Consider the following 25,042-nt stretch of genomic DNA (forward strand, 5'->3'; position numbering starts at 1 on the left):
ATATGAAGGATTTTACAGAGAGATTGATGAGGCAGGACCAGCCGATGCGGGTGCATTTGATCGGTGTGGCGGGCTCAGGGATGAGTGGTTTAGCGTCTCTGTTGTTAGGGATGGGACACAAGGTGAGCGGCTGTGATCGTGTGACGAGTTCGGAAACTACGAGGTTACAGCGTGCTGGTTTAATTTTTTACAGTCCACACAGTGCACATGCAGTGGAGGATGCTGAGGTGGTGGTTTATTCATCAGCGATTCGTGATGAAAATGTGGCTCTAGCAGCTGCCAGAGAGTGCGGAATTCCTACAGTGCGTAGGGCGGAATGCTTGGCTGCGATTTTGGCGACGAAGGATGGTGTGGTGATTTCAGGAACTCATGGCAAGACGACGACTTCGGCAATGAGTGCGCATATTTTGCGTCGTGGGGCTGTTCAGCCGTCGCATTATGTTGGGGCTGAGATTCCGGTGTTAGGAACCAATGCGCATTGGGATCCTAAGGGATCATTGATGGTAGCTGAGGGTGATGAAAGTGACGGGACGCTAGCGCTATATCAGCCGAAACACAGCATTGTTTTAAATGTGGAGGAGGAGCATCTCGATTTTTATCGTGACATTGAGCACATCAAAGAGGTGTTCTCCACTCTGCTAGATAGAACTTCTGATAGTATTGTTTACTGCAAGGAGAGCCCAGTCGCTGTTGAGCTTTGTGCTGCGAGGGAAGGTTCTATTTCTTATGGCTGGAGTGACGCTGATTTTGTGGCTGAAAACGTGGTGGAGCGAGGTGGTATTGTTTCCTTTGATGTGAAAAGGAATGGAGAATGGATCGGGGCGATTGAGCTTGGAGTCCCAGGCCGCCATAATGCCTTAAATTCTCTGGCTGCAATTGCTTTGGCGATGGAATGTGGGGTGGCATTTAGCCATATCTCTCATGCGCTTTCGACTTTTGCTGGTGCACGCCGCCGCTTTGAGACCAAGTACTTGAGTAAGATGTTGCGGGTGGTTGACGATTATGGACATCATCCGACAGAGATTGAGGCGACCTTGCAGACTGCGCGGTCACTGAATCCAAAACGCATTGTTGTGTTGTTTCAGCCGCATCGTTTTTCTCGGACGCAGAAGCTTGCGGATGATTTTGGCAAGGTGTTGCAAGCTGCAGACCGAGTATTCGTAACTGATGTTTATCCTGCGTCAGAGTTACCAATCGAGGGTGTGAGCGGTCAGACTATTGTTGATGCAGTGCATGCGAATGGTTCGGTGCGTGCTGAAGTGGTGGGACAAGTTGCTCAAGCGCATCATGTGGTGGGCAATGCTTTAAGAGAGGGAGATATGTTAATCACGCTGGGAGCAGGAAATGTGCACGAAGCAGGTACTAAGGTTGCGCGCGATCAGAAAGTGGTGGAAGATCTGATTGGGGAGTGTGGAGAAGGAAATACCAAAGTATCACTATATGAGCCTATGCGTAAGCACACGACGATGTTAGTCGGTGGGCCTGCACAGTTTTGGGTAGAGCCGGGGACTTTTGAATGCTTTTCGAGTGTGGTTAAATACTGCCGTGAGCGAGGTGTGCCGGTGCGTGTGATAGGTCGTGGTTCTAACTTGTTAGTTCGTGATGGTGGAATTCGCGGCGTGGTGATTCATCCATCTCAAGGAGTCTTTGGTGAAGTTCGCGTGGATGGTGAGACGATTACGGCTGGTGTTGGAGTTCGCTTCAAAAAGTTAGCGAGTGTCGCGCAGAAAGCTGGTCTTACTGGTTTCGAGTGGATGGAAGGAATTCCAGGAAATGTGGGTGGAGGTCTGCGGATGAATGCAGGTGCGATGGGTGCTGAGACTTTTGACCAAGTGTTAGAAGTGACATTTCTCGATGGCGATGGTGAGATTCGCACGCGGACAAGAGAAGAGATTGATTCATACTATCGAAACGTGCCAGAGCTTCGGCGCAATTTCGCGCTCAGTGCTAAGTTTAAAGGAGAGAAGGCTGCGGCGGAAGAGATTCAGCAGGGCATGGAAGAATCGATGCAGAAACGTCGCAGTTCACAGCCGCTGGCGGCGAGTGCAGGTTGTGTTTTTAAAAATCCAGAGCCAATGCCGGCAGGAATGTTGGTAGACACGCTTGGTTTTAAAGATGTCTCGGTTGGTAAAGCGCGAGTATCGCTAGAGCATGGCAACTTTATTGTAAATGATGGCAAGGCGAGTGCTAGTGAAGTGATAGAGCTGATTGAACAAATCCGTGAGCAAGCTCGTTCTGAAAAAGGAATTGAGTTAGAAACTGAGGTGCAAATCATCGGTGAAGACGAACACGTATTTTAAGAATTTTACGAAGATTTCGTATTTAAAAATCTGAGGAGTTAAGAAATGAATAAAGATATAAAAATTGCCGTGGCTATGGGAGGCCCAGGTTCAGAGCACAAGGTTTCTATGGCGACTGGTCAAGCAGTGCTCAAAGCTTTATTAGAAGAAGGTGTGGATGCGGTGGAGCTTGTGGTGGATGGTCACGAAATCGTCGCGCCAGAGGGCGTGGGTTTAGTGTTTAACACAATTCACGGGACTTTTGGTGAAGATGGTGAGTTGCAGAGACAGCTCGAGGCTCAGGGGGTTTCCTATACGGGTGCGGGCTCAGTTTCTAGTTTGTTAGCTTTTGATAAGGTGGCTAGTAAGAAGCGTTTTATCGAGGAGGGAGTTCCGACTCCGGCATCTGAGACTGTGGATTGCAGTGGTGGAGTGCAGATGCCTAAAATGACATTGCCGTACGTGGCTAAACCTCCACGTGAAGGATCGAGTGTGGGAGTACACATTGCACACACTGAAGAGGAGGCGAAAGCTGCGATGGAAGATGCTGCGAAGTATGGTGATGAGGTGTTAGTAGAACAATTTGTGGAAGGTAAGGAACTGACTGTCGGGATCGTGGATGGAGAAGTGTTTCCCATCATTCACATTGCTCCGCGCAGCGGCTTTTACGACATTTCTAATAAGTATCCTTGGATGACTGGTGAAGGGGGGACGGATTATTATTGTCCAGCTGATCTATGTGCAGAGCTTACTCAGAAGGTGAAAGATGCAGCATTTGCGGCACATCGCGCTTTGGGAGTTGAAGTTTATTCCCGAGTTGATGTATTGTTGGACGCCGATGGTAATCCTTATGTGTTAGAAGCTAACACCATTCCTGGGATGACAGAAAGTAGCCTTCTTCCAAAAGCAGCGAAAGAAGCTGGTTATTCATTCGGTAAACTCTGTTTGAAGATTGCAGAAGTTTCGCTGAATACCCCACGCTAATGTTTAAACGAAAGAAAACGAACACACGCTACACGCGCGCGAGACAGGACCGCATGCTTCACTTGCAGGTCAGTTCTCCGCGCATTGTAATGTTTCAGTCGCTACGAGCGATGCGTGGCGTTTTCAAATTAGCACTCGTGCTCGCTCTGTTAGGTGTGGGTGGAGTCTATAGTTACAACTACGTGCAGGATCATTTCCTCAGTAGCCCTGAGTTTTCACTTCGTCATTTAGAGCTGAAGACCAATGGCTATTTAAATGAGAGTGAAGTGGCTAAAATTGCTCAGATCGATCCAAGTGGGACGGTTTTCTCATTTGATATAGATGAAGCTGAGGCGCGTTTGATTGCGCGTCCAGAGATTGTCACAGCTGCGATAGAGCGTCGGCTTCCCGACACTGTTAGGGTGACGATAGAGGAACGTGTTCCCGTCGCTTGGGTGGCGTGCCCAAAGTTGGCGATGTCTGGTCGCAACCCGCATTCTGGCATTTTGATGGATGCGGAGGGCATCGTGTTTCAGTGCCAAGGCAAGCTATGGGATGTGGCTCGCAATTTGCCAGTGATAGAGATTCATGAAGCGGCGAAGGACGAGTTTGAGTTAGGTGGGAAAATGTCGCACAAGGAAGCTGAGCGGGCATTATCTTTAGTGAATTTAATTAATGAGAAGGTACGGGGTGAGTGGTTTGTAAAGCGTGTGGCAGTAGTGAATTTTTATAGTCTCCAAGTGACGAGTAATGATGAAGTAGAAGCGACCTTTGGGATGTATGAGCATGAGCGTCAGCTCGGTGATCTCATCGCGGCTCGTCGTCATGCAGCTGAGACTGATCGTGAACTTTCCTGGATTAATTTGCTACCAAAGCACAACATTCCTGGACAATTTAAGGAGCCGGCGTCGCTTTCTGACGACGGATTAACAAGTGTGAACGACTAGAAGAGTTGCGGACTGAATAGATGGCCAAATCAAAGATATACGTGGGTCTTGAAATCGGCACCAGCAAGACATGCATGGTGGTAGGTGAAGTGAAGGCGGATAATTCCGTCAAAATTTTAGGCGTGGGCGAGACGAAAACGGCTGGCGTGCGCAAGGGTGAAATTTCAGATATGGCGAACGTGCGAACGTGTGTGCGCCAAGCATTGTTAGAAGCAGAAGATGTGTGCGATGTAGATATCCGGAGCGTATTTTTATCAGTGACTGGTTCGCACATTTTGGGGGTCAATAATCGTGGTACTTTCCGTCTGCCTGACGAAGATCAGGAGATTACGACAGAGCACATGGAGGAGGCGAAAGAGATTGCTAGAGATATCGCGATTCCTTCTGATAATGTCTATTTGCACAATATCGTGCGTCAGTATTTGATCGATGGAAATGAGCAGGCTAGTAACCCAATTGGTTTGTTAGGTCGGACGCTCGATGCTGACTTTCATATTGTCCACGGAGTGAAGAATCGCATTCAGAACAGCATTAAATGTGTTCGTGAGATTCCCTTGGATGTCGATGATGTGGTATTTGCACCGATTGCTTCGGCGCAAATTGCATTGAACCGGCAGGATAAGGATTCGGGTGCCTTAGTGATCGATATAGGTGGCGGGACGACTGATTATGTGATGTATCTGAATGGTGCAGTCGCGGCGTCAGGATGTATTCCAGTGGGTGGCGATCATGTGACGAATGATATTCACTTAGTGACTCAGATGCCTTTGTCTAAGGCTGAAAAGGTGAAGTGTACGGAAGGTGATGCATCGGGAGATCCAGCTCGTTCTGTCGGAACCGTTACGATTCCTGATGATAAGGGTTTTCCAGATTTAGAGATTAAGCGTCAGCTGCTCAATGACATTATCCGTGGCCGTTTGGAAGAGACCTTACAGTTGGTGAAGGCGAAGTTGCCAGATGGTGCTATGGAGAAAATTCAGACAGGAGTTTTTCTGACTGGTGGCACGAGCTTGATGCGTGGTTTTGGCGAATTAGCCAATGATGTATTTAAGTTACCTGTGTACCGACCAGAACAGCCAGAAGTGAGCGGGATTCACGAGTATTTCCGCGACCCGCAGTATTCTACAGCTGTGGGTCTTATCCGCTATGCGCAGCTAATGGATGAAGATCGTCCGCGTGAAAAGGGCGGAGTTTTTGGTAAATTAGCTAAGGTGATTTGGCCTTTTTAGCTGAGGAAAGGGGGAGGCCTTAGAGGAGCTTCTTCCCTTTTTTGAGCTTTAAAGCTTTTTGGATATGCTGGGCGTATTCATTGCTGTGGTCTGTAAATCCAGGGAAGCGGCTGAGGTGTTCGTAGATTGCTGCTTGGTGGTCTTGTTTAATCACTGGAGATTGTTGGATGACTTTATCAAAAGCATCGATGACCTGCTGGGCTGTGGTATCGACAGCTTTGATTTGAGCGATGAGGTTTTGTTCTAGTAGCTCGCTGGAATAGTTTTCGATGTTTTGCCGTTGGTGGCCAGCATCGGCAGAAGAGAGGATGGATGGAGAGAGAACGGTTTCGGTGCGAGGGTAGAAGCTGCACATCAAATTCCATGGGTCGCCTTTGCCGTCTTGATCTCCAGCTTCACGAAAGTCGGTGCGGAGGACGACGGAAGGAATGTCTGCGAATTTTGCGGTCATGAATTCGACCACTGTACCTGAATCGAGCTCTGGTCCATCAAAGTGGAAGAGCGCGAGATCTGATTGGATAAGGCTGACGAGGTCTTGATCGCGGATAGCCTGCGACGAGGTGTCACGGAATTCGAGGTCCTGCGGGAGGATAGCGAGGTATTTTCCATTGGATTGGTCAAAAATGGCTTTGGCGAGCATGGCATTGCCAAGGAGGTGTTTTTGGCTGAAGAGTTCGCCGGCGAAATAGAAGGTGTAAGGTGACATGGTGAATGAGAGAGCTACAGACAATGAATAGCAGAAGCGACTGAAGGAGTGCTAGGCTTATCTTTACTAGGAGATTAGGAGTATTGAATTGGTTTTTCGGTTTCCCTTATTGATTAGTGAGCTCCATTTGTCTGCAGAGTAGATGAAAAGCGTTTAACTTTTCTTTGCTGAAGTTAGCTTTACGTTTCTTTGAGTATGGAAGGTTAACTCGTCTAGGTTGTGTGTGTTAAGTGGGTTTTTGTGTGCGTATTTTGTAAAAAGATGAGATGAAGTGAGTTTGGCGTTGCAATTGAGTGAATTATGGGGATTGTCCGTCCTTCCAAATTCACTTTCTTATGACTGACAAGATTCGAAACATCGCAATTATTGCGCACGTTGACCACGGCAAGACGACGCTGGTGGACAAACTCCTAGAAGCTGGTGGTGCTTATGGCGCTCACCAAGAGAAGGTAGAGCGTGCGATGGACTCCATGGATCTTGAAAAAGAGAAGGGGATCACTATTAAGTCCAAAAACACTTCTATCCATTGGAATGATCACACGATCAACATCATCGATACTCCAGGTCACGCCGATTTCGGTGGTGAAGTGGAGCGTGTAATGAAGATGGTGGATGGTGTTTTCCTTGTGGTTGATGCGTACGAAGGGCCACAGGCTCAGACACGTTTCGTTCTCAAGAAGGCGCTCGCTGAAGGTCTTCATCCTATCGTTGTTGTGAACAAAGTTGACCGCGACTTCGCCCGCCCATCTGAGGTGCGCGATATGGTTCTTGAGCTTTTCCTTGATCTCGATGCTTCAGAAGAGCAGTTCGAAGCTCCGTTCTTCTACGGTTCCGCGAAGAATGGTTTCTTCGTAGCAGACCTCGAAAATGATGAGCAAAAGGACATGCTTCCATTGCTTCAAGGTATTGTCGACAACGTGCCCGCTCCTGAAGCGAAAGCTGAAGAGCCGTTCCGCATGCTTGTTTCTAACATCGACTGGGATAACTACGTTGGTCGTGTTGCTCTCGGTAAAGTGCTTTCCGGTAGCATTCAAAAAGGCGATAACGTCTGGCTTCTCCGTAAAGATGGAACGAAAGTTCGCAGCAAGATCACACGCGTATTCGAATACGGCGCGAGTGCTTCTGATGAGTCATCTGTCGCGGGTGCTGGTAACATTGTAGGTATTTCTGGGTTTGAAGACATCGACATCGGTGAGACTCTTGCGCTGGAAGAAAACGCGGAAGCGCTTCCATTCGTAAACATTGACCCTCCGACAATCACGATGCAGTTCAGCATCAACAATGGTCCATTCGCTGGTCGCGATGGTAAGCACGTGACATCCCGAGCCATCCGTGAGCGTCTTGACCGTGAGATTAAAACGAATATTTCCATTGAAGTATCAGATGCTGAGCATGCTGGTGTTTTTAATGTTTCAGCACGTGGTGCGATGCAGATCGCAGTTCTGGTAGAGACAATGCGCCGCGAAGGCTTCGAGCTTCTTGTGTCACGTCCTAGCGTTATTACTAAGCGTATCGACGACAAACTGATGGAGCCGTTCGAAACTCTTTATGTAGAATGTCCTGATGACGCACTAGGTGGTGTCATGAAGACTCTCGCAAACCGCAAGGCGCGCGTGGAAAACATGGGTGCTAATGCCCACGGTGCGACTCTCGAGGCGACCATTTCTACTCGCGGAATCATCGGTTTCGAATTTGAACTTCTCAACCTAACAAGTGGTCATGGGATTATGTCTCACCTCTTTAAGGAATACGCTCCACACTGTGGTGAGATCAGCACCCGTTCTACAGGTACTCTTATCTCCATGGCGACTGGTACAGCGATGCAGTACTCACTTCTTCCACTTGAAGATCGTGGGAAGCTCTTTATCGCTCCTGGTGACGAAGTGTACGAAGGTCAGATCATCGGTGAAAACCCACGTAAGGTGGATCTCTCCGTAAACCCAGTGAAAGAGAAGGCTCTTACGAACCATCGCTCTGCTGGCAAGGATAACACCACGACTCTCGCTCCACCGATTCGTATGGGTCTTGAGCGTTCGATCGAATACATTAATGGAGATGAGCTCGTAGAAGCGACTCCTAATTTCCTCCGTATTCGTAAGCGCGTACTTTGTCCGAACGAGCGCAAGCGCTCTGAACGTCAGTCGAAGAGCGTAGAAGCGAACGCTTAATAGCTCACAGATCTATTTTTAAAGGCGGAGTCAGACATGGCTCCGCCTTTTTTTTTAGCTGGGTGGTGTTAGGAAGTTTGTTTCGCTAACAGGATGTATTCGTCTGCGTCTGTGGCGTTTTGGAAGAAGGTGCAGAGGCCGTCGTAGAGCTGCCAGAGGGGGGCTGAGATCAATTCGGCTTGTTCGATTTTTAGAATGGAGTTTTCGGTGAGTTGCTGCGCGTGTGCTTGGAGGGTTTCGACTGGGAGAGCTATGAGGGCGTCGTTGATTTCGTCGATTTGTGAGGGGAACAGGACGCGGACGTTTTCGTTATCGATGTTGATAGGTGTGGCGCGTCCTGCTGAGGGTAATGTCGCCAGTGGGGAGTCTTTCAGCGATTCAGTGTGCTGTACGATGTGAGAGAGTAGTTCGGCTTGGTCTTCGAGTGAAAAGACTTGGCCATGGCCGTTCCAGCGATTTTCTAAAGTGTGGAAGAGAGTTTCGGGATCGGTTGCTTCTGCATTCCCTGCGAGTTGCTTGAGAATGTTGGCATCGAAACCAAGTTCGGTGACAAGGCTGATCACGAGTTCTTCGTCCTGGATGAGATCATCGAGGTCATCGGTTTGTACGCGGGTAAATGTGGTGATCATGAGTGTGAAACGCTGTTTGGAATATAGGTGAATGCTACATGGAGCAAGTCAAGTGGCTAGGGTGATCGCTGAAAGTTTTGTTGCTTGCTAGTTCTATGCTAGCTCTCCATCTTTGATTATCCATGATAGCTAAGAGAAAGCAGCAATACCCAGTAAATAGCTCACTGCATCAGTACCTTTATCATTTTGGTAGGCATTCTGATATCCCTTTAGTTTATGACGATTTGCTAAGGTACGTCGGTGCGATTCCTTACGATGATCCACAAGGGAAGGAGACACTCTGGCTGACTGTGATGTATCCACCAGAGGAATATCGAGATATTTGTGATAAGCTGATCAGTATTTATACCGCGTTAAAAATCGGCGGTGATACTTCACTACACAAGCATCTATCAGTGGATCGGATCGACTTTGGAGAATTTGGGAATTCGCGGCCGTTTCGGATTAAGATTACCAACCAGTTTAATGACAACTCGGATTATTTTTATGTGAAGGTGGCAGATGCTTCACGGATCTTTGGTTTGGAGCTGGAGCATATTCTTTCACCGAATCGAATTAACTATTTAGTGAATGGGAATACTTTGATCGAGGATCACATCGCAGGGGTTCCAGGGAATGTTTTCTTGAGAGATTACTTGGATAACCCTGAGCTCAACAAGGTGCGTATTGCCAAGGAGTTTACTAAGTTTAATGAACGTTGCTTTATTAGGTTGTTAGGAGATATGCGTTCGGTGAACTATGTGGTAGATATCACTCCCGATTTCGAAGAAGTCCAGTATAGGGTGAGGCCGATCGATTTTGATCAGCAGTCTTATGAGGGAGGTGGGAAAGTTTATTTATCATATAACTTCCGTTCTAACAGAAAGATTACCAAGTTGAGTTTTTCTTGTCTGAATAGGCAGACGATTAGTCAGTATGCGGAAGAAGAACGCTCACAAATGGCGCGTCGTGCAGCTTCTGAACATCGACGGCTTTCTGCTGTATTGAGTATGATGAAGCGTTCGGAAATCTGTCCGATTGAGCATGTTGCTCAATTGGGTGGTGAGCTTGATAGAATGCATAAGACGAGCAAATTTTCAAAATTAAAAACGATGGGTGAACTGACGGCTGAGCACATTTGTCATGTGTTAGAGATGCCAGACTTAAAATATTAGAGTGATGGTTATATTATTAAATAAGCCTTACGGGGTTCTGAGTCAGTTTAACAAAAACCCTGACTTTCCGAATCAGCGAGTGTTAGGTGAGCTTAATTTGCCACCTGAGCTTCATCCGGTAGGGCGCTTAGATATGGATTCTGAGGGGATGTTGTTGTTAACCGATGACAAGCAGCTCGAAACTGATTTACTCAATCCAGATAAGGGACACAAAAGGACGTATTTGGTACAGGTGGATGGGGTTCCTTCGGAGGAAGCGGTCCACCGGCTTCGAAGCGGAGGATTGGAAATCAAAGGGCATGTGACTAAGAAGTGTCGTGTCGAATTATTGTCTGAGCATCCTAGGCTCGTAGAGCGCATTCCAGCAGTGGATGTTGCGGCTGCGAAGCGTTCGAGCTGGTTACGGATGGAGCTTAGTGAGGGGAGGAATCGGCAAGTGCGTAGGATGACTGCAAAGGTGGGTAATCCCACTTTGCGCTTAGTGAGGGAGAAGATAGGAGTTTTAAAAATGGAGGGCTTAGAGCTGGGGGAATGGCGTGTTCTGAGTGAACAAGAGGTAGAGAAGCTCTGGATGAAGTAGAGCTTGGTGAATGCGATTGGACTAGTAGGTAAAGATTAGTTCATTTATTATCTGGGTCTTGGAGCTTGCTTCTGCTCGAATTCGTGTGTTAGACAATGTGCTTACCACGGGTTTTCAATATGACTAAAGCACTCATTCTCGGATCAATCGGTATAGGCGTCGCCTTCTTTGTGAAGCACGTCTATGCGACATCATCCGATACTGACATTTTCTTTAGGCTCTCTGTAACAGTTCTCGCAGGCTTGTATGCGGGGCTGCTTTTTTTAATTTTTGTACTCCCTGCTATTTCTGATGGTATTTCACGTTTGATTTTTAGTGATCCCAAAGGGGGGAGTGATGATGGCGATCCGATGCGTGAAGCGCGTTCGTTGTTGGCTCAGGGTGAATATGTGGAAGCTTTGGAATCGCTAAGACAAGTGGTAATGAAAGAGCCAGATAATCGATTTGCTTGGGCTGAGTTGGCTAAGGTTCAGCTGGCTCATCTAGATGATCCGGAAGGTGCTGAGGCGACCTTAAAAGAGGCTTTAGGTAGTCAGGAATGGCTTGAAGAAGATGCGGCATTTTTCATGTTTCGCATATCGGAGGTGAATCTTGAAAATTTGGGGGATAGGGAGAAAGCGATCGATGTGTTACGGCAAGTTTGTGAAAAATTTCCCGATACTCAATTTTCGGCAAATGCGACGCATCAGCTCAGAGAGTTAGGCGCATTGTAGTATGGGGTGGGTCAGCAGGGTATTTCAATGTTCTGCAAGATTCCCGATGTCGGGGCCGGCGTTGGTGGTGATGGCCGCAGTCGGGATAGTTGATAGTGGTGCGTGGTTTTGGTGGCTATTGATGTCGCTCGCTATTCTGGTTGCTTACCAGGGGAGGAAATATCTTGTATGGCTGACTGTATTATTTGCTGTTTTGGCAGGTGGAATGCATGAGCATCGTTTGGAAACGCAAGGCTCTGTTGAGCAGGAATATGGTTCGTGGTGGGAGTTAGAAGCTGTGGTGGAGCAGGAACCAAGTGGGCAGAGTACGATAGTTAGGAGTGTAGACGAGGAGTTAGAGGGCGTGCGCATGCGAGTGTGGTTAGGTACGAATGCGCATACGTTACAGATTGGTGATGTGATTGCGCTAAAAGGGAGAATTGTGGCGCCGAGAGAGATGTTGAATCCGAAAACTTTTCCTGAGAAGGAATGGCTGTACCGGCAGGGAGTGAGTGCGGCTTTTGTGCCGCGGAGCTGGGAGGGAACGTCGCGTTCGATTTGGAGCGTGCGCAGGATGGCTGTCCAGGTGCGCACTTGGTTGAGGGATCGTCTATTATTAGGGGTGGACCCTGAGAGTACTGAGGCGAAAATCATTGTAGCAATGGCGCTTGGCGAGCGTCCAGTAGATGCTCAAGAGTTATTGGACGCCTATCGTCTTAGTGGGGCTATTCATGTTTTCGCAGTGAGTGGCTTGCATGTGATGATGGTGGGCGGAATGGTTGCCTTTTTCTTGAAGATGTTCGGTTTGCCGCGGTGGGGGTGGGTGAGCTTGGTTATTGGGTCGATGTTTTTTTATGCACTGGTGACAGGACTCAGGCCGCCAGCCTTACGCGCGGCTGTGATGGGAGCTATTTTATTAGGAGCTTGGGTGGTTGGGCGCAAAGCTGTTTTAGTAAATAGCATAGGCGTGGGAGTAATTGTGGCTCTTTTATTGGATGGGCACATGTTGTTTCGTCCAGGGTTCCAGCTTTCTTTTGCGGTTCTATTTGCTGTAGCCTTGTTTGGGACGGTATTTACTAAGGTGTTTGCTTGGGTGAGTTATGCGGATCCATTTTTGCCGAGAAGTTTGTATAGCCGTGGTCAGGAATGGTGGTTGGTGTGGCGGCGAAAGATTCAGGCTGGCTTAGTGGTTGCGGGCAGCGCCTGGGTAGGTTCTAGTCCATTGACCTTTCTTCATTTTGGGGTGGTGACTCCGATGTCGATTATTGTGTCGTTGCCAGTGGTTGGCTTGTTGTATTGCAGTCTTTGTTTAAGTGGGCTTTCCATCGTTTTAGGGATGGTGTGGTCACCGCTGGGGCAGGGATTGAATACCTTGAATACCAAAGTGGCAGCGAGTTCACATGGATTGGTGGATTTTGCCTCTAAGGTGCCCGCGTCTCACTATAAAGCTGCCGCGTGGTCGAGTGGAGAAAGGCTAGTTATCTATGCATTGGAGGGTGGGGCGTCGGCGAACTATATTGGGATTGGTGGCGGAGCCATGTTAGATGTGGCAGATGTACGGCAGTGTGAGAGAGAGGTCTTGCCTAGTTTGGTGAAAAATGGAGCACGGCTGGACAGTGTAATTTTGAGTCACGTGGACCATCGGCACGTGGGTGGTTTCCAAGTTCTGCGAGAGTATTTTGAGACGAAACAGTTGCTGCTAGGGGAGAGGGAACTTGAGGTTTATGAGGTTCCTCCTTCACAGAAGGTGATCTATGCGGAGCAGGGGAAGCAATATAGACTCACGGAGGAAAGTTATATCGAGGTGATCTCGTGGTCCGAGCAATTAGTGGGAGTCGCGGATGACCGTTGTCCTGTTTTTTTGCTTCACTGGAGGGGGACGAAGATTTTGTTTTTACAAGATGTGGGATATCGTTTTGAGCAATGGCTACAGAGTAGATCTTATGATTTGTCTGCAGATATTGTGGTGTGGAGTGGCCATGCGAAGGATGAACTGTGGGGAGACGATTTGCTGGATGCGGTGCAGGCGCGTTGGGTGGTGGGGCCGCGAAAGTTAGAGACGAATACAAAGGTAATTCAGATGACTTTACTCGAAACGGGAGCGGTAGAAATCGGTATAGAGCGGGGAGGAATCAGGGCGCATGGCTTCTGCGGTGGGGTTTGGGAGTTAGAATAAATCTCTGTGTATTTTTGCGTTGGACATTGGTGGCTGAAATGCGAGTTTTCCCTTTCTCAACTCAAGCATTACTTTGACTAAGAACTTCAGTCTGTTACTCGCCCTGCGCTATCTCAATCCTTTGCGGACTCACGTGTCTGTGATTACGCTCATTTCATTGGCCGGAGTGGCTTTAGGAGTCATGGTGTTGTTGGTCGTGATGTCAGTGATGGCGGGCTTTGAGAATATGGTGAAAGACAGGGTGCTGGGGGAATCGCCACATATTACGATTGTTCGAGAAATGCCGTGGGATATGCCGAATGCTGAGGGCGAGGTGGAATCTCCCGAACAGCAATGGCGGGAGTTAGAGACGAGAATGGAGGGGCTGCCGAACGTGGAGAGTGCTTATCCCTTGGTCCGCGATTACGTGATTGCTTACTTGGGTGAGAGTGCGATTCCGGTCGCGATGCGAGGAGTGGATACTCAAGATCAGCAAGCGGTTGAGGATTTAAAGAAATTAGAGGTTGCTGGAGATGTCGATATGGGGATGGGCTATGTCGGTGGACTCGATGATGCTGATCAGGCGGGAGAAGTGGCAGTGGTGTCGTCGATTTTTGCAGAAGATCACATGTTGCAGGTGGGTGATGTGTTAGAGGTGTTTTCGAATCGCAACATCAAGCAGCTGAAGCCGTTGTTGGAGAGGAAAGGTTCGCCATCGGTGTATGAGCGTTTTGCAGAAGATTTTGTTAGAGCGCGTGCGCATATATCTGAACACTGGGTGGAGAAGGATGGCAAAGAGCAAGTTTTGTTTAGTGAACTGCAGCGTTTCCGAGGGTTCGTAGAAGAACTTCAATTTCAAAATGTCCGCAAAGGTGAGAGCGATCTTTTAACGAAGGTGGTCGAACTGACTCAGTCGAGTGAATACGACGATGATTATAATTACTACGAGATCGGGCGATTTAAACAGCTTACAGACACTTTGGACGAACTGAAAAACGTGGATGTGGAGGTGCTGGACCGGGAGGAAGATTTACAAATCAATGAGCTGGCCTTGCCTAAAGATGTACGGGTCGCAGGAATCTACCGCGCTGATAGATTCGCCCCTGGGCCACCTTTGTTAGTGCCATTGCACTTAGCTCAAGAGCTTGCTGGTGTTGGCTCTTCTGGCGCGGTGAATGGAGTGGCGCTGCGTTTGAAGGATCCTTATTTAGCGTCTCAGGTATTAGATAGTGAAGTGCTGCCATCGGTCCCTGCGGGTTGGTATCCGGTGACTTGGATGAAAGCATTCGAGCAACAATTTGCATTGATTAGTATGCAGAAGATCATGATGACTCTGGCTTTGTCGTTTATTATGTTGATTGCGATTTTCTCTATCAGCGCGGTGATGTTTACTGTGACTTTACAAAAGAAACGCGAGATTGGGGTGATGAAGGCCTTGGGGGCAACTCCGGGACAAGTCACTAATGTGTTTGCTTTTCAGGGTGTGATTGTTGGTTTTGCAGGATCTTTAGTTGGGGTGGCGATGAGTCTGTTAGTTTTGAATAATCTGGGATTGATTCAGGGGGGCTTGCGCTCGATGGGCTTCGATCCATTTTCCCAGTCATTTTATGGGATGGACACTTTGCCCTACGAGATCAACGCGGTAGAAATGGTATTAGTGTCGGTGGGAGCTTTTGTGCTTTGTGCTTTAGCAGCGTATGCACCGGCGTATGTGGCCTCGCGAACTGACGCGGCGAAATCCTTAAGAAATCTCTAGGTGGGCATGAATGTTTGGTTGATAGAAAATGGTGAGAAGGGTGGGCCTTTTGAGAGCTATGCTGTGCGCGAACGCATTGAGTCGGGGGAAATTTCTGCTGATACTTTAGCGTGGTATCAAGGTGCTGAGGGCTGGGTGCGCATTGACACGATTCCGCAATTTTCTATTTTATTTGCTGAAAAAGAAGATGCGACTCCGCCGCCGATGCCTGAGGAGGTTCAGAAGAGTCCGAGAGAGGAGCTGAAGGAGGCGATCGCAAGGGAAGTGGCGAAGGCTCCGCCGCTACATATGACGCGGCGATTTTTTGCGCGGATTTTTGATTACCTTTTGTATATTTCACTGATCTTTGTGTGTTTTCAGGAGCGTGCGTTCGACGCCTTGATGGGCGAGTCGATGATGCAGTTTCTGGGAGTGGGGATAGCATATGTGATTTTGGATGGTCTGATGACGCATCTGTGGAAGTCATCGCCTGGGAAGTTCTTGTTAGGCTTGAAGGTGACTGACCACTTGGGCTTGGCAATTCCTTTGAAGGGGTCTGTGATTCGTTCACTGCGAGCGTGGATATTAGGCTTGGGGATGTGGGTGATGATGCCGTTCGCGATTGCAATTTCGTGGTTTATGGCGAAACGCTTTGGTTATTTTTTATGGGACATGCCGCATCGCTACCGCGTATTAGCTCGACCATTTTCTGCGCTGCATGTGGTGGCTTACATTGTGAGCGTATTGATCGTAAATGTCGTTTTCAGCTCGCTCATCTCACAGGAGGTTATGGAGGAAATGTATAAGACGCTTGGGGTCGAGGACTGGATGAAGCAGTAAAGCGACTTGCAGCGAGGGGGAGGAATCTATACTTAGGAATCAGGCATGCGTGATATTGTATATTTTGACTTAGAGACACAGAAGAGCTTCTCGGCCGTTGGCGGTGCGAAAAATAAAGCCAAGATGGGTGTTTCTGTGGCTGTGACTTATTCGACTAAGAGTGGTCAATATCATGTGTATGGTGAGGAGCAGATGGATGCGCTGGTGGAACAGCTAGTGAAAGCTGATCTGGTGGTGGGCTGGAATCATATTCAGTTCGATTATCCAGTGCTGCAGGGGTATACCATTTATGATCTAGAGAATCAGACCATGAATCTAGACATGATGTTAGATCTGGAGCGCGAGGACAAGTTAGGTTTTCGACTCAAGTTAGATTCGGCAGCCAAGGTGAGTCTAGGTATGGGTAAGACTGCTGATGGTCTGGATGCGCTTCGCTGGTGGAATGAGTATAAGAAAACTGGCGACAAAACCTTTATCATGAAGATTGCGGAGTATTGTTGCTTCGATGTGAAGGTTACTAAATGTGTGCACGAGTACGGTCTGGAGCACGGTGTGATTCGCTATGAGGATAAGGCGGGGAATCCAGCGGAGGTTGCTGTGGATTGGAAAAAATGAGTTCATCATAGCGTTTTAAACTAGGGGTGGGAAAATTTTCCCATCTTTGTAATGGCGAAACGGACGATTATTTCATCTAGTGTTTTCGTCGTGAAAGAAATCCTCGAACTCTCCTTAAATCCATGGGTCATTCCGTTTACTCTGATGACCGTGCTGTGTTGTATTTACTGGCTTCTAGCGCTGTTAGGTACAATCGATATGGATGCTTTGGACATTGATCTCGATCTTGACTCTGATGCCGATTTTGACGGCGATGTCGGCAACGGTGGCGGGGGAATGTTCACTTCATTTTTAAAATTTGTGAATGCCACTGACGTCCCACTGATGATCGTAGTGACTTTTCTATCTCTAGGGATGTGGTTTAGTTCGCTAGTGGGTGTTTATATTTTTAAGCCAGAAGGGAATTGGTTGCTACCATTAGTGATTTGGCTTGTTGGATTTGTGGTGAGTTGTCTTGTTATTGCAGTGATAACCAAGCCATTGATCCCTTTATTTAGAGCTTTTAAGAAAGGTGAAGACGATGAAGAGCCCATTATTGGCTGTGAGAGCGAAGTGGTCACTGGTCGTCTAACAGAGAGTTTCGGGCAAGTACGTGTGTTTCGAAAACATGGAGCACCAGCATTGATCAACTGTCGCTTAGCTGAAGGTGATGAGTCTCTTAAGAAAGGTGATCGAGTTGTAGTGATTTCGCGCGATGAGGAAGCGGGTGTTTACGTTGTAAAACAAATTTAAATCTAAGAAAAACATAACATATGAATACGAGCATAGAAATGATTGCTGCGTTAGAGCAGCCAGTGGCAAGCCTGTCAGATATACTGACTAACGGGATGTTAGTAGTTGTAGGCGCAGGCTTGCTCGCAATTGTGATAGGCGTTTGGGCCTTCACCAATTGCTTCAAAAAAGTGGAAAAGGGCAATGCCTTGATCCGCACAGGATTGGGTGAGACTAAGGTTACTTTCACTGGCATGATGGTGTATCCAGTGATCCATCGCGCTGAGTTGATGGACATTTCACTGAAGCGCATAGAGGTCGATCGTACGGGTAAGAATGGTCTGATCTGTAAGGATAATATGCGAGCTGATATCAAGGTGGCATTCTTTGTCCGCGTAAATAACGTGAAGGAAGAAGTTGTGCGAGTGGCAGAGGCAGTTGGTTGTGATCGCGCGTCGTCTGAGTTAGAAATTCGCGCTTTGTTTGATGCGAAGTTTTCGGAAGGATTGAAGACGGTCGGTAAGCAATTTGATTTCATCCAGCTCTATGAAGAGCGTGATACTTTCCGTGAGGAGATTTTGAAATGTATCGGAACTGATTTGAATGGTTTCGTGCTCGATGATGCTGCGATTGATTACCTAGAGCAGACGCCGATTGAGGCGCTCGATCCTGATAACATTCTTGACGCGGAAGGTATTAAGAAAATCACTGAACTGACAGCAGGTCAGGCAAAGCTTTCTAACCACATTCAACGCGATAAGGAGAAAGTGATTAAGCAACAGGACGTAGAAGCGCGCGAAGCTATCTTGGAACTTGAGCGTCAGCTCGCTGAGACTGAGGCTAAGCAGGCTCGTGAAGTACAGATTGTGCAACTCCGAGAGCAAGCAGAAACGGACAAGGTGCGTGAAGAGGAGCATCAGAAATCTGAGCATGCTCGTATTACCGCAGAAGAAGAAATTCAGGTGGCTGAAGAAAATATGCAGCGACAAGTGATTGTAGCTCAGCGTAATAAAGAGCGTACCGATGCTGTCGAGCAAGAGCGTGTGGAACGTGAGCGTCAGTTAGAAGAAATCGAGCGTCACCGTATTACTGAGCTCAAGTCGATTGAGAAAGATAAAGCGGTTGAAATCGAGAAGAAGAATATTCAAGAAGTGATCAAAGATCGTGTTGCTCTCGAGAAGACTGTGGTCATCGAACAGGAGAAGATTAAGGATACCGAGGCCTTTGCTGGAGCGGAGCGTCATAAACAAGTGACTGTTACTACGGCTGAAGCGGAAGCTGCAGATCGTTTGATTCGTGAAGTGAAAGAAGCTGAAGCGCGTAAAGAAGCTGCAGAGCTCAAGGCGCAGGAAGATGCGTATACCGTGCAGAAGGCGGCAGAAGCAAGTAAGTTAGCAAGCGAGCTGAAAGCTGAAGAGCGGATCATCACAGCAGAGGCTGCACTCACCGCGTCTGAGAAAGAAGCGAGTGCTAAGAAGATGCTTGCCGAAGCGGTGACGAAGGAAACTTCTGCGGAGGGTCTTGGTCAAGTAGAGGTCAAGCTAGCGGATGCAGCAGCTCTGAAGGAGCAAGGTGCTGCGCAAGCGGAAGTGGATGCACTCAGCTTCGAAGCGGAAGCGAAGGGTATCGAGCAGAAAGCTGCTGCGATGAAGCTCTTCGAAGAAGCAGGTCAAGAGCACGAAGAGTTCAAGCTCAAGCTCGACAAAGAGAAAGCGATCGAGCTGGCAGAGATCGATGTTCAGCGTCAGATCGCGGAACAGCAGGCTGTGGTTATCGGCGAAGCGCTTAAGCAAGCTAAGATCGACATTGTCGGTGGTGAGTCTGAGTTCTTCAACCAGATCACCAATGCGGTTACTAAAGGTAAGGTAGCTGACCGTATGGTGAACAACTCCAAGGTGCTTACGGATGTGAAGGAAACCTTCTTCAATGGTGATCCTGAGTACTTCAAGAGCCAAGTGGCGAGCTGGATCGACCAGTTCGGGATCGCTACCGAAGATATCAAGAACCTCAGTGTCAGTGCTCTGTTAGGAAAAATGATTCCAATGGCTGAAGGTGAAACCCGCGACAAGCTCGTAGGACTGTTAGGCTCTGCTGAACGCTTCGGCCTAGCCAACAGCCCAGCATCAAAGTTCCTTTAAAATGGGAGGGGCTTTACCGCGAAATAGACGGAAGTTTTGAAATTTTTGTGTAGAGTAGCGGTAAGATCCTCACCTCCTGTTGAACCTTAAGAAGTCTATGAGCATTCTAACAAGATAGTGGTAGAGCTAAAGTCAGTCAGTGGGCTGAATGATGCGCATAGAGAGCAAGTTCATAACTACCTCAGAATAACGTGCTATAAATTAGGTTTGCTCATTAATTTTGGGCATTATCCACAAGTGGAATACGAGAGGATCATGATAGATTCCAAGACGTTAGATGCTTAAAGGGCATCATCCGCTTTTCGAAATTTTCGCGTGTTTCGCGATAGAAAAGGACCTTGGATTACTCCGAGGTTAGAAGAAAATGTCAGAAGAGAACAAACAGTTAGAAGGTGGAGCTTATGAAGTGATTCGAGCTCGTTTGGAGAAGCAAGCAGTGGTTCTGCGTGAACGGCTGGAGGCTTTAAATGCTGAGCGCAAGTCGATCTTCGGAGCAGTGGAGTCGTCATTAATCGCTACTGAGCGAGTGACGACAGAGCATAACTGTGTACCGCGTGATTTGATTGCTATTGGTAACAATCGTTTTCTGTTTGGTTACAACATCCAGTTTGGTCTGAAGCAGACGACAGACATTTCTGATGTATTTGCAGCCTACGAATACAATCCGGTAGACCACAGCTTTCATAAGTTAGAGATTACAGAGGTTATTCCTAACAAGGAGTTTGCTGATGATTTTGGCTATCTCTATAAATATTATCGAGAGACGGTCTTTTTGAAGTCGATGGTGATCGGGCCTAACTTGTATATTGCTTTACAAGTCGGGAAGGATCTTAATGACATTAAGACCTTTAAGTTTATTCTTAAAGGAGACGGTACGCTTGATTATTTGGGGAATCGTTTTGACCACGAATATAAATTTCCTGAGCAACATGGCTTCAAATGGAAGCGGGTCAATCGAGATATGCATCGAGCTGGCGAGCATCCACATATTTCAATTGAGGAGAAAGTTTTCGTTGAAACGGTCGGGGGTGATCTGACGCTTAAAATTGAGGATAATACGGCTGACGGAAAAGGGATTTATGAAGAAGAGGTTGAAGATCCGGATCAATCACTGGATGATGCTGACATTTCCTACGCCATTGTTGGGCCATTGATCATTCTCAAAATTTTACCGTATCGCGAGAAGCACTATCGCTATTTAGTCTTCAATGAGAAGAATCAATCAGTTGATCGGATTGATGCGATTGGTGAGTCCTGCGTGCTTCTTCCAGAGGATCAAGGGATCATTTTTGCCAATGGTTATTACTTGCTGACTGGTGAGCTGAAGACTTTTGATCATGGACTTGAGCACATGCGTTTTGAACGCAAGGTGAGTTCTGCCAATGGCGAAGACACACTGTTTGCATTCTATAACAGAACGAGTGGTGACTACGTTTTGTTGAACTATAACTTAATCGAACAAACTGTTGAGACTCCAGTGGTGTGTAACGGTTATTCGATTTTTGATAATGGTGAACTGATTTATTTTAAAACTGAAGCTGAAGCCCAGAAGCATCACACTCTACAGATTTGGCAGACACCCATTCTGAGCATGGAGGCAGTTGCTGCCCAAGAGCAGGATCAGGACAGTTATCTCTTTAAGATCGGCAATGCTGGGTTGGTTTCAGCAATGGCGGAGTGTCGCGAATTGCTCACTCTGTTAGATAAAGAGGATAACTACGCAGGCCTTTATATTGACTTAGTGAAGCAATCGACAGTACTGCTCGATAGTTATTTCTGGATCAGTAATGAGGAGACTAAAAACCTCGCAGAACCTTTGGCTGGTATCCAGCAGGCAGCGAACTCAGCGATTGAAGAATTTGATAAAGTTCAGACGCTGCGCAAGACTTCTGCTGAGAGAATTGAGGATGTAGCAGAGCGCTGTGAGAGATTGTTGCGTGATGCGGAGCATAGTCCACCAGACGACATTCTTGGTTTTGTGAAGCAGCTCGCAGGTTTGCGCACGATTCGAGGAGAAGTGATCGGCTTGCGCGAAATGCGATACATGGATTTACCTCGTGTCGATGCCTTAGAGGAACGTCTGATAGAAGCGACCGAGTTAGTTTCAGGCAAGACTGTAAGCTTCTTGTTAAAGCCTGAAGCACTGGATCCTTATCGAGCAAAAGTAGCGGAACAACGCAAGGTTCTTGGAGCCTTGTCTAAAGTGACTGAAGCGGACGAACTGGCGGAGGGGATTACCGATGCTGGGCTCGAGTTAGAGATGCTGATTGATGTGGTCTCGAATCTCAAGATTGAAGATTCGACACAGACGACTGCGATCATTGAGAGCATTTCGACGATTTATTCCACCTTAAATGGGGTCAAAGCGGAATTAAAAAATAAGCGCAAGGAGCTCTCGAAGAGTGAGGGTGTGGCACAGTTTGGCGCGCAGATGAATCTACTGAGTCAGGCGGTGGTGAACTACCTGGATTTGTGTGACACTGCAGAAAAAACTGATGCTTATCTCACCAAGTTGATGGTGCAGATTGAGGAGCTTGAGGGGCGTTTTTCTGAGTTTGATGAATATGTCGAAGAGCTTACTACTAAGCGTGAAGAGGTTTACAATGCCTTTGAGGGGCGTAAACAGCAGCTTCTCGAGAAGAAGAGTAAACGCGCAAACAGTTTAGTGAAATCAGCTGAGCGCGTACTGAGCGGTATTGCGAATAGGGTTTCTGGATTTAAAGAAATCAATGAGATCAATGGTTATTTCGCTGGTGACCTGATGATCGAGAAAGTGCGCGATATTATTGCTGAGCTGATCGATCTGGGTGACAGTGTGAAGGCTGATGATATTCAGACGCGCTTGAAAACGATTCGTGAAGATGCTGTTAGAGCGCTGAAGGATCGCAATGAGCTCTATGTAGATGGTGAGAATGTCATCCAGTTTGGAAAGAATAAGTTCAATGTTAATACGCAAGAGCTCGAATTGACCATTGTTCCTCATGAAGAAGAAATGTGTTTCCATTTAAATGGTACTGATTTCTTTGAGGTGATAGAGGATGAGAGATTTTTAGCAACTCGTGGTGTGTGGGATCAGGAAGTGGTTTCTGAAAACTCTGAGGTTTATCGTGCTGAGTATCTTGTTTACAAGTATCTACAGTCAGCAGTTGGTGCTGAGACTACACGTTTAGCGCCAGAGGAATGGAAGCCTGAGTTTTTATTAGGTGAAGTGCAAAAGTTCATGCAGCCGCTCTATGCGGAGAGTTATACCAAAGGTGTGCATGACCTCGATGCAGCTAAGCTGTTAGGGGCAATACTTCCGATTCATACAGGAATTGGTTTGTTGCGCTATGAGGCAAAAGACCGCTCGCTGGCGATTCTTTTTTGGAATGCGTGGGACGGTGAGGAAAAACAAGTGCTCGCAGGAAAGATTCGTGCGCACGCGAAACGGAGAGAAATCTTTAATGAGAGCGAGGGTGGTAAAGAGGCTAAGCTTTTGGTTAAGGAAGTTCTGAGCTACTTGAATCATTGGTCTGGAATCTCATTGATAGAAGATGCTGATACAGAGAATGCAGCGGTCTACTTAGTTGATGAACTTTCTAGTAGTGAGCATTTTGTAGTCGCGCCAGAAGCGGCTGAGCTAGTGAAGAAGTTCAAGCATAGCTTGACGGTGAAGCATGCTGAAAAGGCCTATCAGGAGACATTGCTAGGATCAATAGTGGCCGACTATCAAATTAACAAAGATTGGTTAGAAGGCTATCTTGCTGGAGAAGATGCATTAAAAGAATCTACTTTAATAGAAGCAGCTACGCATCTCACGCGTGGTGGTTTTGAGCAACGTGATGTGCTCAGTGTGCGCATTGAAGCGGAACTTTCAGGAATGATCGGGGATCATTCTCGAATTCAGGGAGGTGTGTATCAGCTGAACTACAATGACTTTACGGATAGGTTACAGCGTTTTGAACGCAAAGATGTTCCAGTTTTCGAGGCGTATCAAAAACTGAAGCAGGATCTGGTTGAAGAGAAGCGTGCGCGCATGCGTCTCGAAGAATTTAAGCCAAAGGTGATGAGTGCTTTTGTGCGCAATAAATTGCTCAATAACGTGTTTTTACCACTGGTCGGTGATAATTTGGCGAAGCAAATCGGTACTGCGGGTAAGGACACGCGTACAGACCGTATGGGCTTACTCTTGCTCATTTCTCCTCCAGGTTATGGAAAGACAACACTGATGGAGTATGTGGCGAACCGGCTAGGTTTGACATTTATGAAGATCAATGGGCCGGCACTGGGACATAATGTGATCTCGCTAGATCCGGCTGAGGCACCGAATGCTACGGCGGCCGCGGAGGTGAAAAAACTGAATCTTGCGCTGGAAATGGGAGATAATGTGATGATTTATCTCGATGATATTCAGCACACTCATTCTGAGTTTTTGCAGAAGTTTATTTCTCTCTGTGACGGCCAAAGAAAGATCGAAGGTGTTCATAATGGAGTTGCGAGAACTTATGATTTGAGAGGTAAGAAAGTGGCTGTAGTGATGGCGGGTAACCCCTACACAGAAACTGGTGGAAAATTCCAAATTCCAGACATGTTAGCCAACCGTGCGGATACTTATAATCTTGGTGATATTATCGGTGGTCATGCTGAAGACTTTAAGGCTTCTTACATTGAGAATTCACTCACTTCTAACATTGTGCTGAACAAGCTTTCTAGCAGAAGTCAGAAGGATGTGTATGCTGTAATGCAAATTGCCAGAACTGGCAGCCAAGAAGGTGTCGATTTCGAAGGGAATTACACACCTGCAGAAATCGATGAAATGGTGCGCGTAACGAAGCATCTTTATCGCGTGCGCGATTCTATCTTGCGCGTGAATCTGGAGTATATTCGCAGTGCTGCGCAGGAAGATGCGTATCGTACCGAACCCGCATTTAAGCTACAGGGGTCGTACCGAAATATGAACCGCATCGCGGAGAAGGTGCTACCACTGATGACTGATGAGGAAGTCGAAGGGCTGGTGGTCGATCACTATGAAAATGAATCGCAGACTTTGACGACGGGAGCTGAGTCGAACTTGCTCAAATTTCGCGAAATGGAAGGCTTACTTACTGATGAAGAAGCGCAACGTTGGGAGGATATCAAGAAAGGCTTTAAGAAGAATCTCTTAATGGGCGCTGCTGGTGGTGAGAATGATCCTGTTGCTAGAATCGTAGCTCAGCTCACGCAATTCAATGACGGATTAGATTCAATCAAAGATGGAATTGTAAGTGCGGCATCAAATTATACACAGCCTCAGAGTTTGGGCGAGACGACGATTGCGCATTTAGAAAGAATTATAGCAGGGCTGAGAGCGGTGCCAGTGGAAGTAGATATCAAGGTCGTACCAGTAGAAGATGCTGATGGCGATGGTCAGAACGATGGTCGCATTTCTAACATCAAAAAAACGAGCAAGCCTCCAATCGATATCGACCCTGAAGTGCGACAGGGGGAGTGATTTGGAGCTTGAGTGATCGGGTGAATAACTA

General features: G+C 47.3%; 18 protein-coding genes. 16 read left to right on the plus strand and 2 right to left on the minus strand.

The features are described from left to right. The first annotated feature begins 2 nt into the window (after positions 1–2). From murC to ftsA, 4 genes are read left to right on the plus strand one after another with little or no spacing between them, the layout of a single operon-like run. Entirely contained in the window at positions 3–2,300 is a 2,298-nt protein-coding gene (gene murC / locus ACFPK9_RS10100) for a UDP-N-acetylmuramate--L-alanine ligase (RefSeq protein ID WP_377094762.1), read from the plus strand. A 45-nt stretch (positions 2,301–2,345) separates the two neighbouring features. Next, a complete protein-coding gene (locus ACFPK9_RS10105; RefSeq protein WP_377094763.1) occupies positions 2,346–3,263 on the plus strand; it encodes a D-alanine--D-alanine ligase family protein in 918 nt (305 codons plus the stop codon). After that, positions 3,263–4,189, plus strand: coding sequence for a cell division protein FtsQ/DivIB (locus ACFPK9_RS10110; protein ID WP_377094764.1), 927 nt, complete (start codon positions 3,263–3,265; stop codon positions 4,187–4,189). Before ACFPK9_RS10105 ends, ACFPK9_RS10110 begins: the two co-directional genes overlap by 1 nt. 20 nt (positions 4,190–4,209) lie before the next feature. Continuing rightward, positions 4,210–5,418, plus strand: coding sequence for a cell division protein FtsA (ftsA, locus tag ACFPK9_RS10115; protein ID WP_377094765.1), 1,209 nt, complete (start codon positions 4,210–4,212; stop codon positions 5,416–5,418). Positions 5,419–5,437: 19 nt separating this feature from the next. On the opposite strand, the gene ACFPK9_RS10120 is transcribed toward ftsA, so the two are convergent. After that, entirely contained in the window at positions 5,438–6,124 is a 687-nt protein-coding gene (locus ACFPK9_RS10120; protein WP_377094766.1) for a nucleoside 2-deoxyribosyltransferase, read from the minus strand. A gap of 335 nt (positions 6,125–6,459) precedes the next feature. Between ACFPK9_RS10120 and typA the strand changes: the two genes are divergently transcribed. Next, positions 6,460–8,292, plus strand: coding sequence for a translational GTPase TypA (gene typA / locus ACFPK9_RS10125; protein ID WP_377094767.1), 1,833 nt, complete (start codon positions 6,460–6,462; stop codon positions 8,290–8,292). A gap of 68 nt (positions 8,293–8,360) precedes the next feature. Here the strand turns inward: typA and ACFPK9_RS10130 are convergent, their stop codons facing one another. Beyond that, on the minus strand, positions 8,361–8,921 hold the full coding sequence (locus ACFPK9_RS10130) for a DUF1877 family protein (protein WP_377094768.1): 561 nt from the start codon (positions 8,919–8,921) through the stop codon (positions 8,361–8,363). A 122-nt stretch (positions 8,922–9,043) separates the two neighbouring features. Between ACFPK9_RS10130 and ACFPK9_RS10135 the strand changes: the two genes are divergently transcribed. The 11 genes from ACFPK9_RS10135 (at position 9,044) to ACFPK9_RS10185 (ending at position 25,011) form a co-directional block, all read left to right on the plus strand. Further along, on the plus strand, positions 9,044–10,075 hold the full coding sequence (locus tag ACFPK9_RS10135; protein WP_377094769.1) for a hypothetical protein: 1,032 nt from the start codon (positions 9,044–9,046) through the stop codon (positions 10,073–10,075). 4 nt (positions 10,076–10,079) lie between these two features. Next, entirely contained in the window at positions 10,080–10,655 is a 576-nt protein-coding gene (locus ACFPK9_RS10140; RefSeq protein ID WP_377094770.1) for a pseudouridine synthase, read from the plus strand. Positions 10,656–10,825: 170 nt separating this feature from the next. Continuing rightward, complete coding sequence (locus tag ACFPK9_RS10145; RefSeq protein ID WP_377094771.1) at positions 10,826–11,368, plus strand: tetratricopeptide repeat protein; 543 nt, start codon at positions 10,826–10,828, stop codon at positions 11,366–11,368. A 46-nt stretch (positions 11,369–11,414) separates the two neighbouring features. Then, the gene (locus tag ACFPK9_RS10150; RefSeq protein WP_377094772.1) at positions 11,415–13,523 is read left to right on the plus strand and encodes a ComEC/Rec2 family competence protein; all 2,109 of its coding nucleotides are present in this window, start codon (positions 11,415–11,417) and stop codon (positions 13,521–13,523) included. Positions 13,524–13,596: 73 nt separating this feature from the next. Further along, entirely contained in the window at positions 13,597–15,258 is a 1,662-nt protein-coding gene (locus tag ACFPK9_RS10155) for an FtsX-like permease family protein (RefSeq protein WP_377094773.1), read from the plus strand. A gap of 6 nt (positions 15,259–15,264) precedes the next feature. Beyond that, positions 15,265–16,077 carry an RDD family protein gene (locus ACFPK9_RS10160; RefSeq protein ID WP_377094774.1) on the plus strand — a complete coding sequence of 271 codons (813 nt, stop codon included), beginning with the start codon at positions 15,265–15,267 and terminating at the stop codon, positions 16,075–16,077. 45 nt (positions 16,078–16,122) lie between these two features. Beyond that, the gene (locus ACFPK9_RS10165) at positions 16,123–16,692 is read left to right on the plus strand and encodes a ribonuclease H-like domain-containing protein (RefSeq protein WP_377094775.1); all 570 of its coding nucleotides are present in this window, start codon (positions 16,123–16,125) and stop codon (positions 16,690–16,692) included. Between the two features lie 51 nt (positions 16,693–16,743). Continuing rightward, complete coding sequence (locus tag ACFPK9_RS10170; protein ID WP_377094776.1) at positions 16,744–17,424, plus strand: hypothetical protein; 681 nt, start codon at positions 16,744–16,746, stop codon at positions 17,422–17,424. Positions 17,425–17,444: 20 nt separating this feature from the next. Next, a complete protein-coding gene (locus tag ACFPK9_RS10175) occupies positions 17,445–19,541 on the plus strand; it encodes a flotillin family protein (protein WP_377094777.1) in 2,097 nt (698 codons plus the stop codon). A 117-nt stretch (positions 19,542–19,658) separates the two neighbouring features. Then, positions 19,659–19,826 carry a GxxExxY protein gene (locus tag ACFPK9_RS10180; RefSeq protein WP_377094778.1) on the plus strand — a complete coding sequence of 56 codons (168 nt, stop codon included), beginning with the start codon at positions 19,659–19,661 and terminating at the stop codon, positions 19,824–19,826. 79 nt (positions 19,827–19,905) lie between these two features. Next, positions 19,906–25,011, plus strand: coding sequence for a DNA repair ATPase (locus ACFPK9_RS10185; protein ID WP_377094779.1), 5,106 nt, complete (start codon positions 19,906–19,908; stop codon positions 25,009–25,011). Positions 25,012–25,042: the final 31 nt, after the last annotated feature.

Source organism: Rubritalea spongiae, from assembly GCF_042652385.1.
Lineage (GTDB): Bacteria > Verrucomicrobiota > Verrucomicrobiia > Verrucomicrobiales > Akkermansiaceae > Rubritalea > Rubritalea spongiae.

Excerpts from the sequence above, each read along its gene's own strand:
- ACFPK9_RS10130 (WP_377094768.1), bottom strand. The coding sequence starts at position 8,921 with ATGATCACCACATTTACCCGCGTACAAACCGATGACCTCGATGATCTC.
- ACFPK9_RS10175 (WP_377094777.1), top strand. The coding sequence starts at position 17,445 with ATGAATACGAGCATAGAAATGATTGCTGCGTTAGAGCAGCCAGTGGCA.
- typA (WP_377094767.1), top strand. The coding sequence starts at position 6,460 with ATGACTGACAAGATTCGAAACATCGCAATTATTGCGCACGTTGACCAC.
- ACFPK9_RS10105 (WP_377094763.1), top strand. The coding sequence starts at position 2,346 with ATGAATAAAGATATAAAAATTGCCGTGGCTATGGGAGGCCCAGGTTCA.
- ACFPK9_RS10185 (WP_377094779.1), top strand. The coding sequence starts at position 19,906 with ATGTCAGAAGAGAACAAACAGTTAGAAGGTGGAGCTTATGAAGTGATT.
- ACFPK9_RS10150 (WP_377094772.1), top strand. The coding sequence starts at position 11,415 with ATGTCGGGGCCGGCGTTGGTGGTGATGGCCGCAGTCGGGATAGTTGAT.
- ACFPK9_RS10160 (WP_377094774.1), top strand. The coding sequence starts at position 15,265 with ATGAATGTTTGGTTGATAGAAAATGGTGAGAAGGGTGGGCCTTTTGAG.
- ACFPK9_RS10110 (WP_377094764.1), top strand. The coding sequence starts at position 3,263 with ATGTTTAAACGAAAGAAAACGAACACACGCTACACGCGCGCGAGACAG.
- murC (WP_377094762.1), top strand. The coding sequence starts at position 3 with ATGAAGGATTTTACAGAGAGATTGATGAGGCAGGACCAGCCGATGCGG.
- ACFPK9_RS10120 (WP_377094766.1), bottom strand. The coding sequence starts at position 6,124 with ATGTCACCTTACACCTTCTATTTCGCCGGCGAACTCTTCAGCCAAAAA.
- ACFPK9_RS10165 (WP_377094775.1), top strand. The coding sequence starts at position 16,123 with ATGCGTGATATTGTATATTTTGACTTAGAGACACAGAAGAGCTTCTCG.
- ACFPK9_RS10140 (WP_377094770.1), top strand. The coding sequence starts at position 10,080 with ATGGTTATATTATTAAATAAGCCTTACGGGGTTCTGAGTCAGTTTAAC.
- ftsA (WP_377094765.1), top strand. The coding sequence starts at position 4,210 with ATGGCCAAATCAAAGATATACGTGGGTCTTGAAATCGGCACCAGCAAG.
- ACFPK9_RS10135 (WP_377094769.1), top strand. The coding sequence starts at position 9,044 with ATGATAGCTAAGAGAAAGCAGCAATACCCAGTAAATAGCTCACTGCAT.
- ACFPK9_RS10170 (WP_377094776.1), top strand. The coding sequence starts at position 16,744 with ATGGCGAAACGGACGATTATTTCATCTAGTGTTTTCGTCGTGAAAGAA.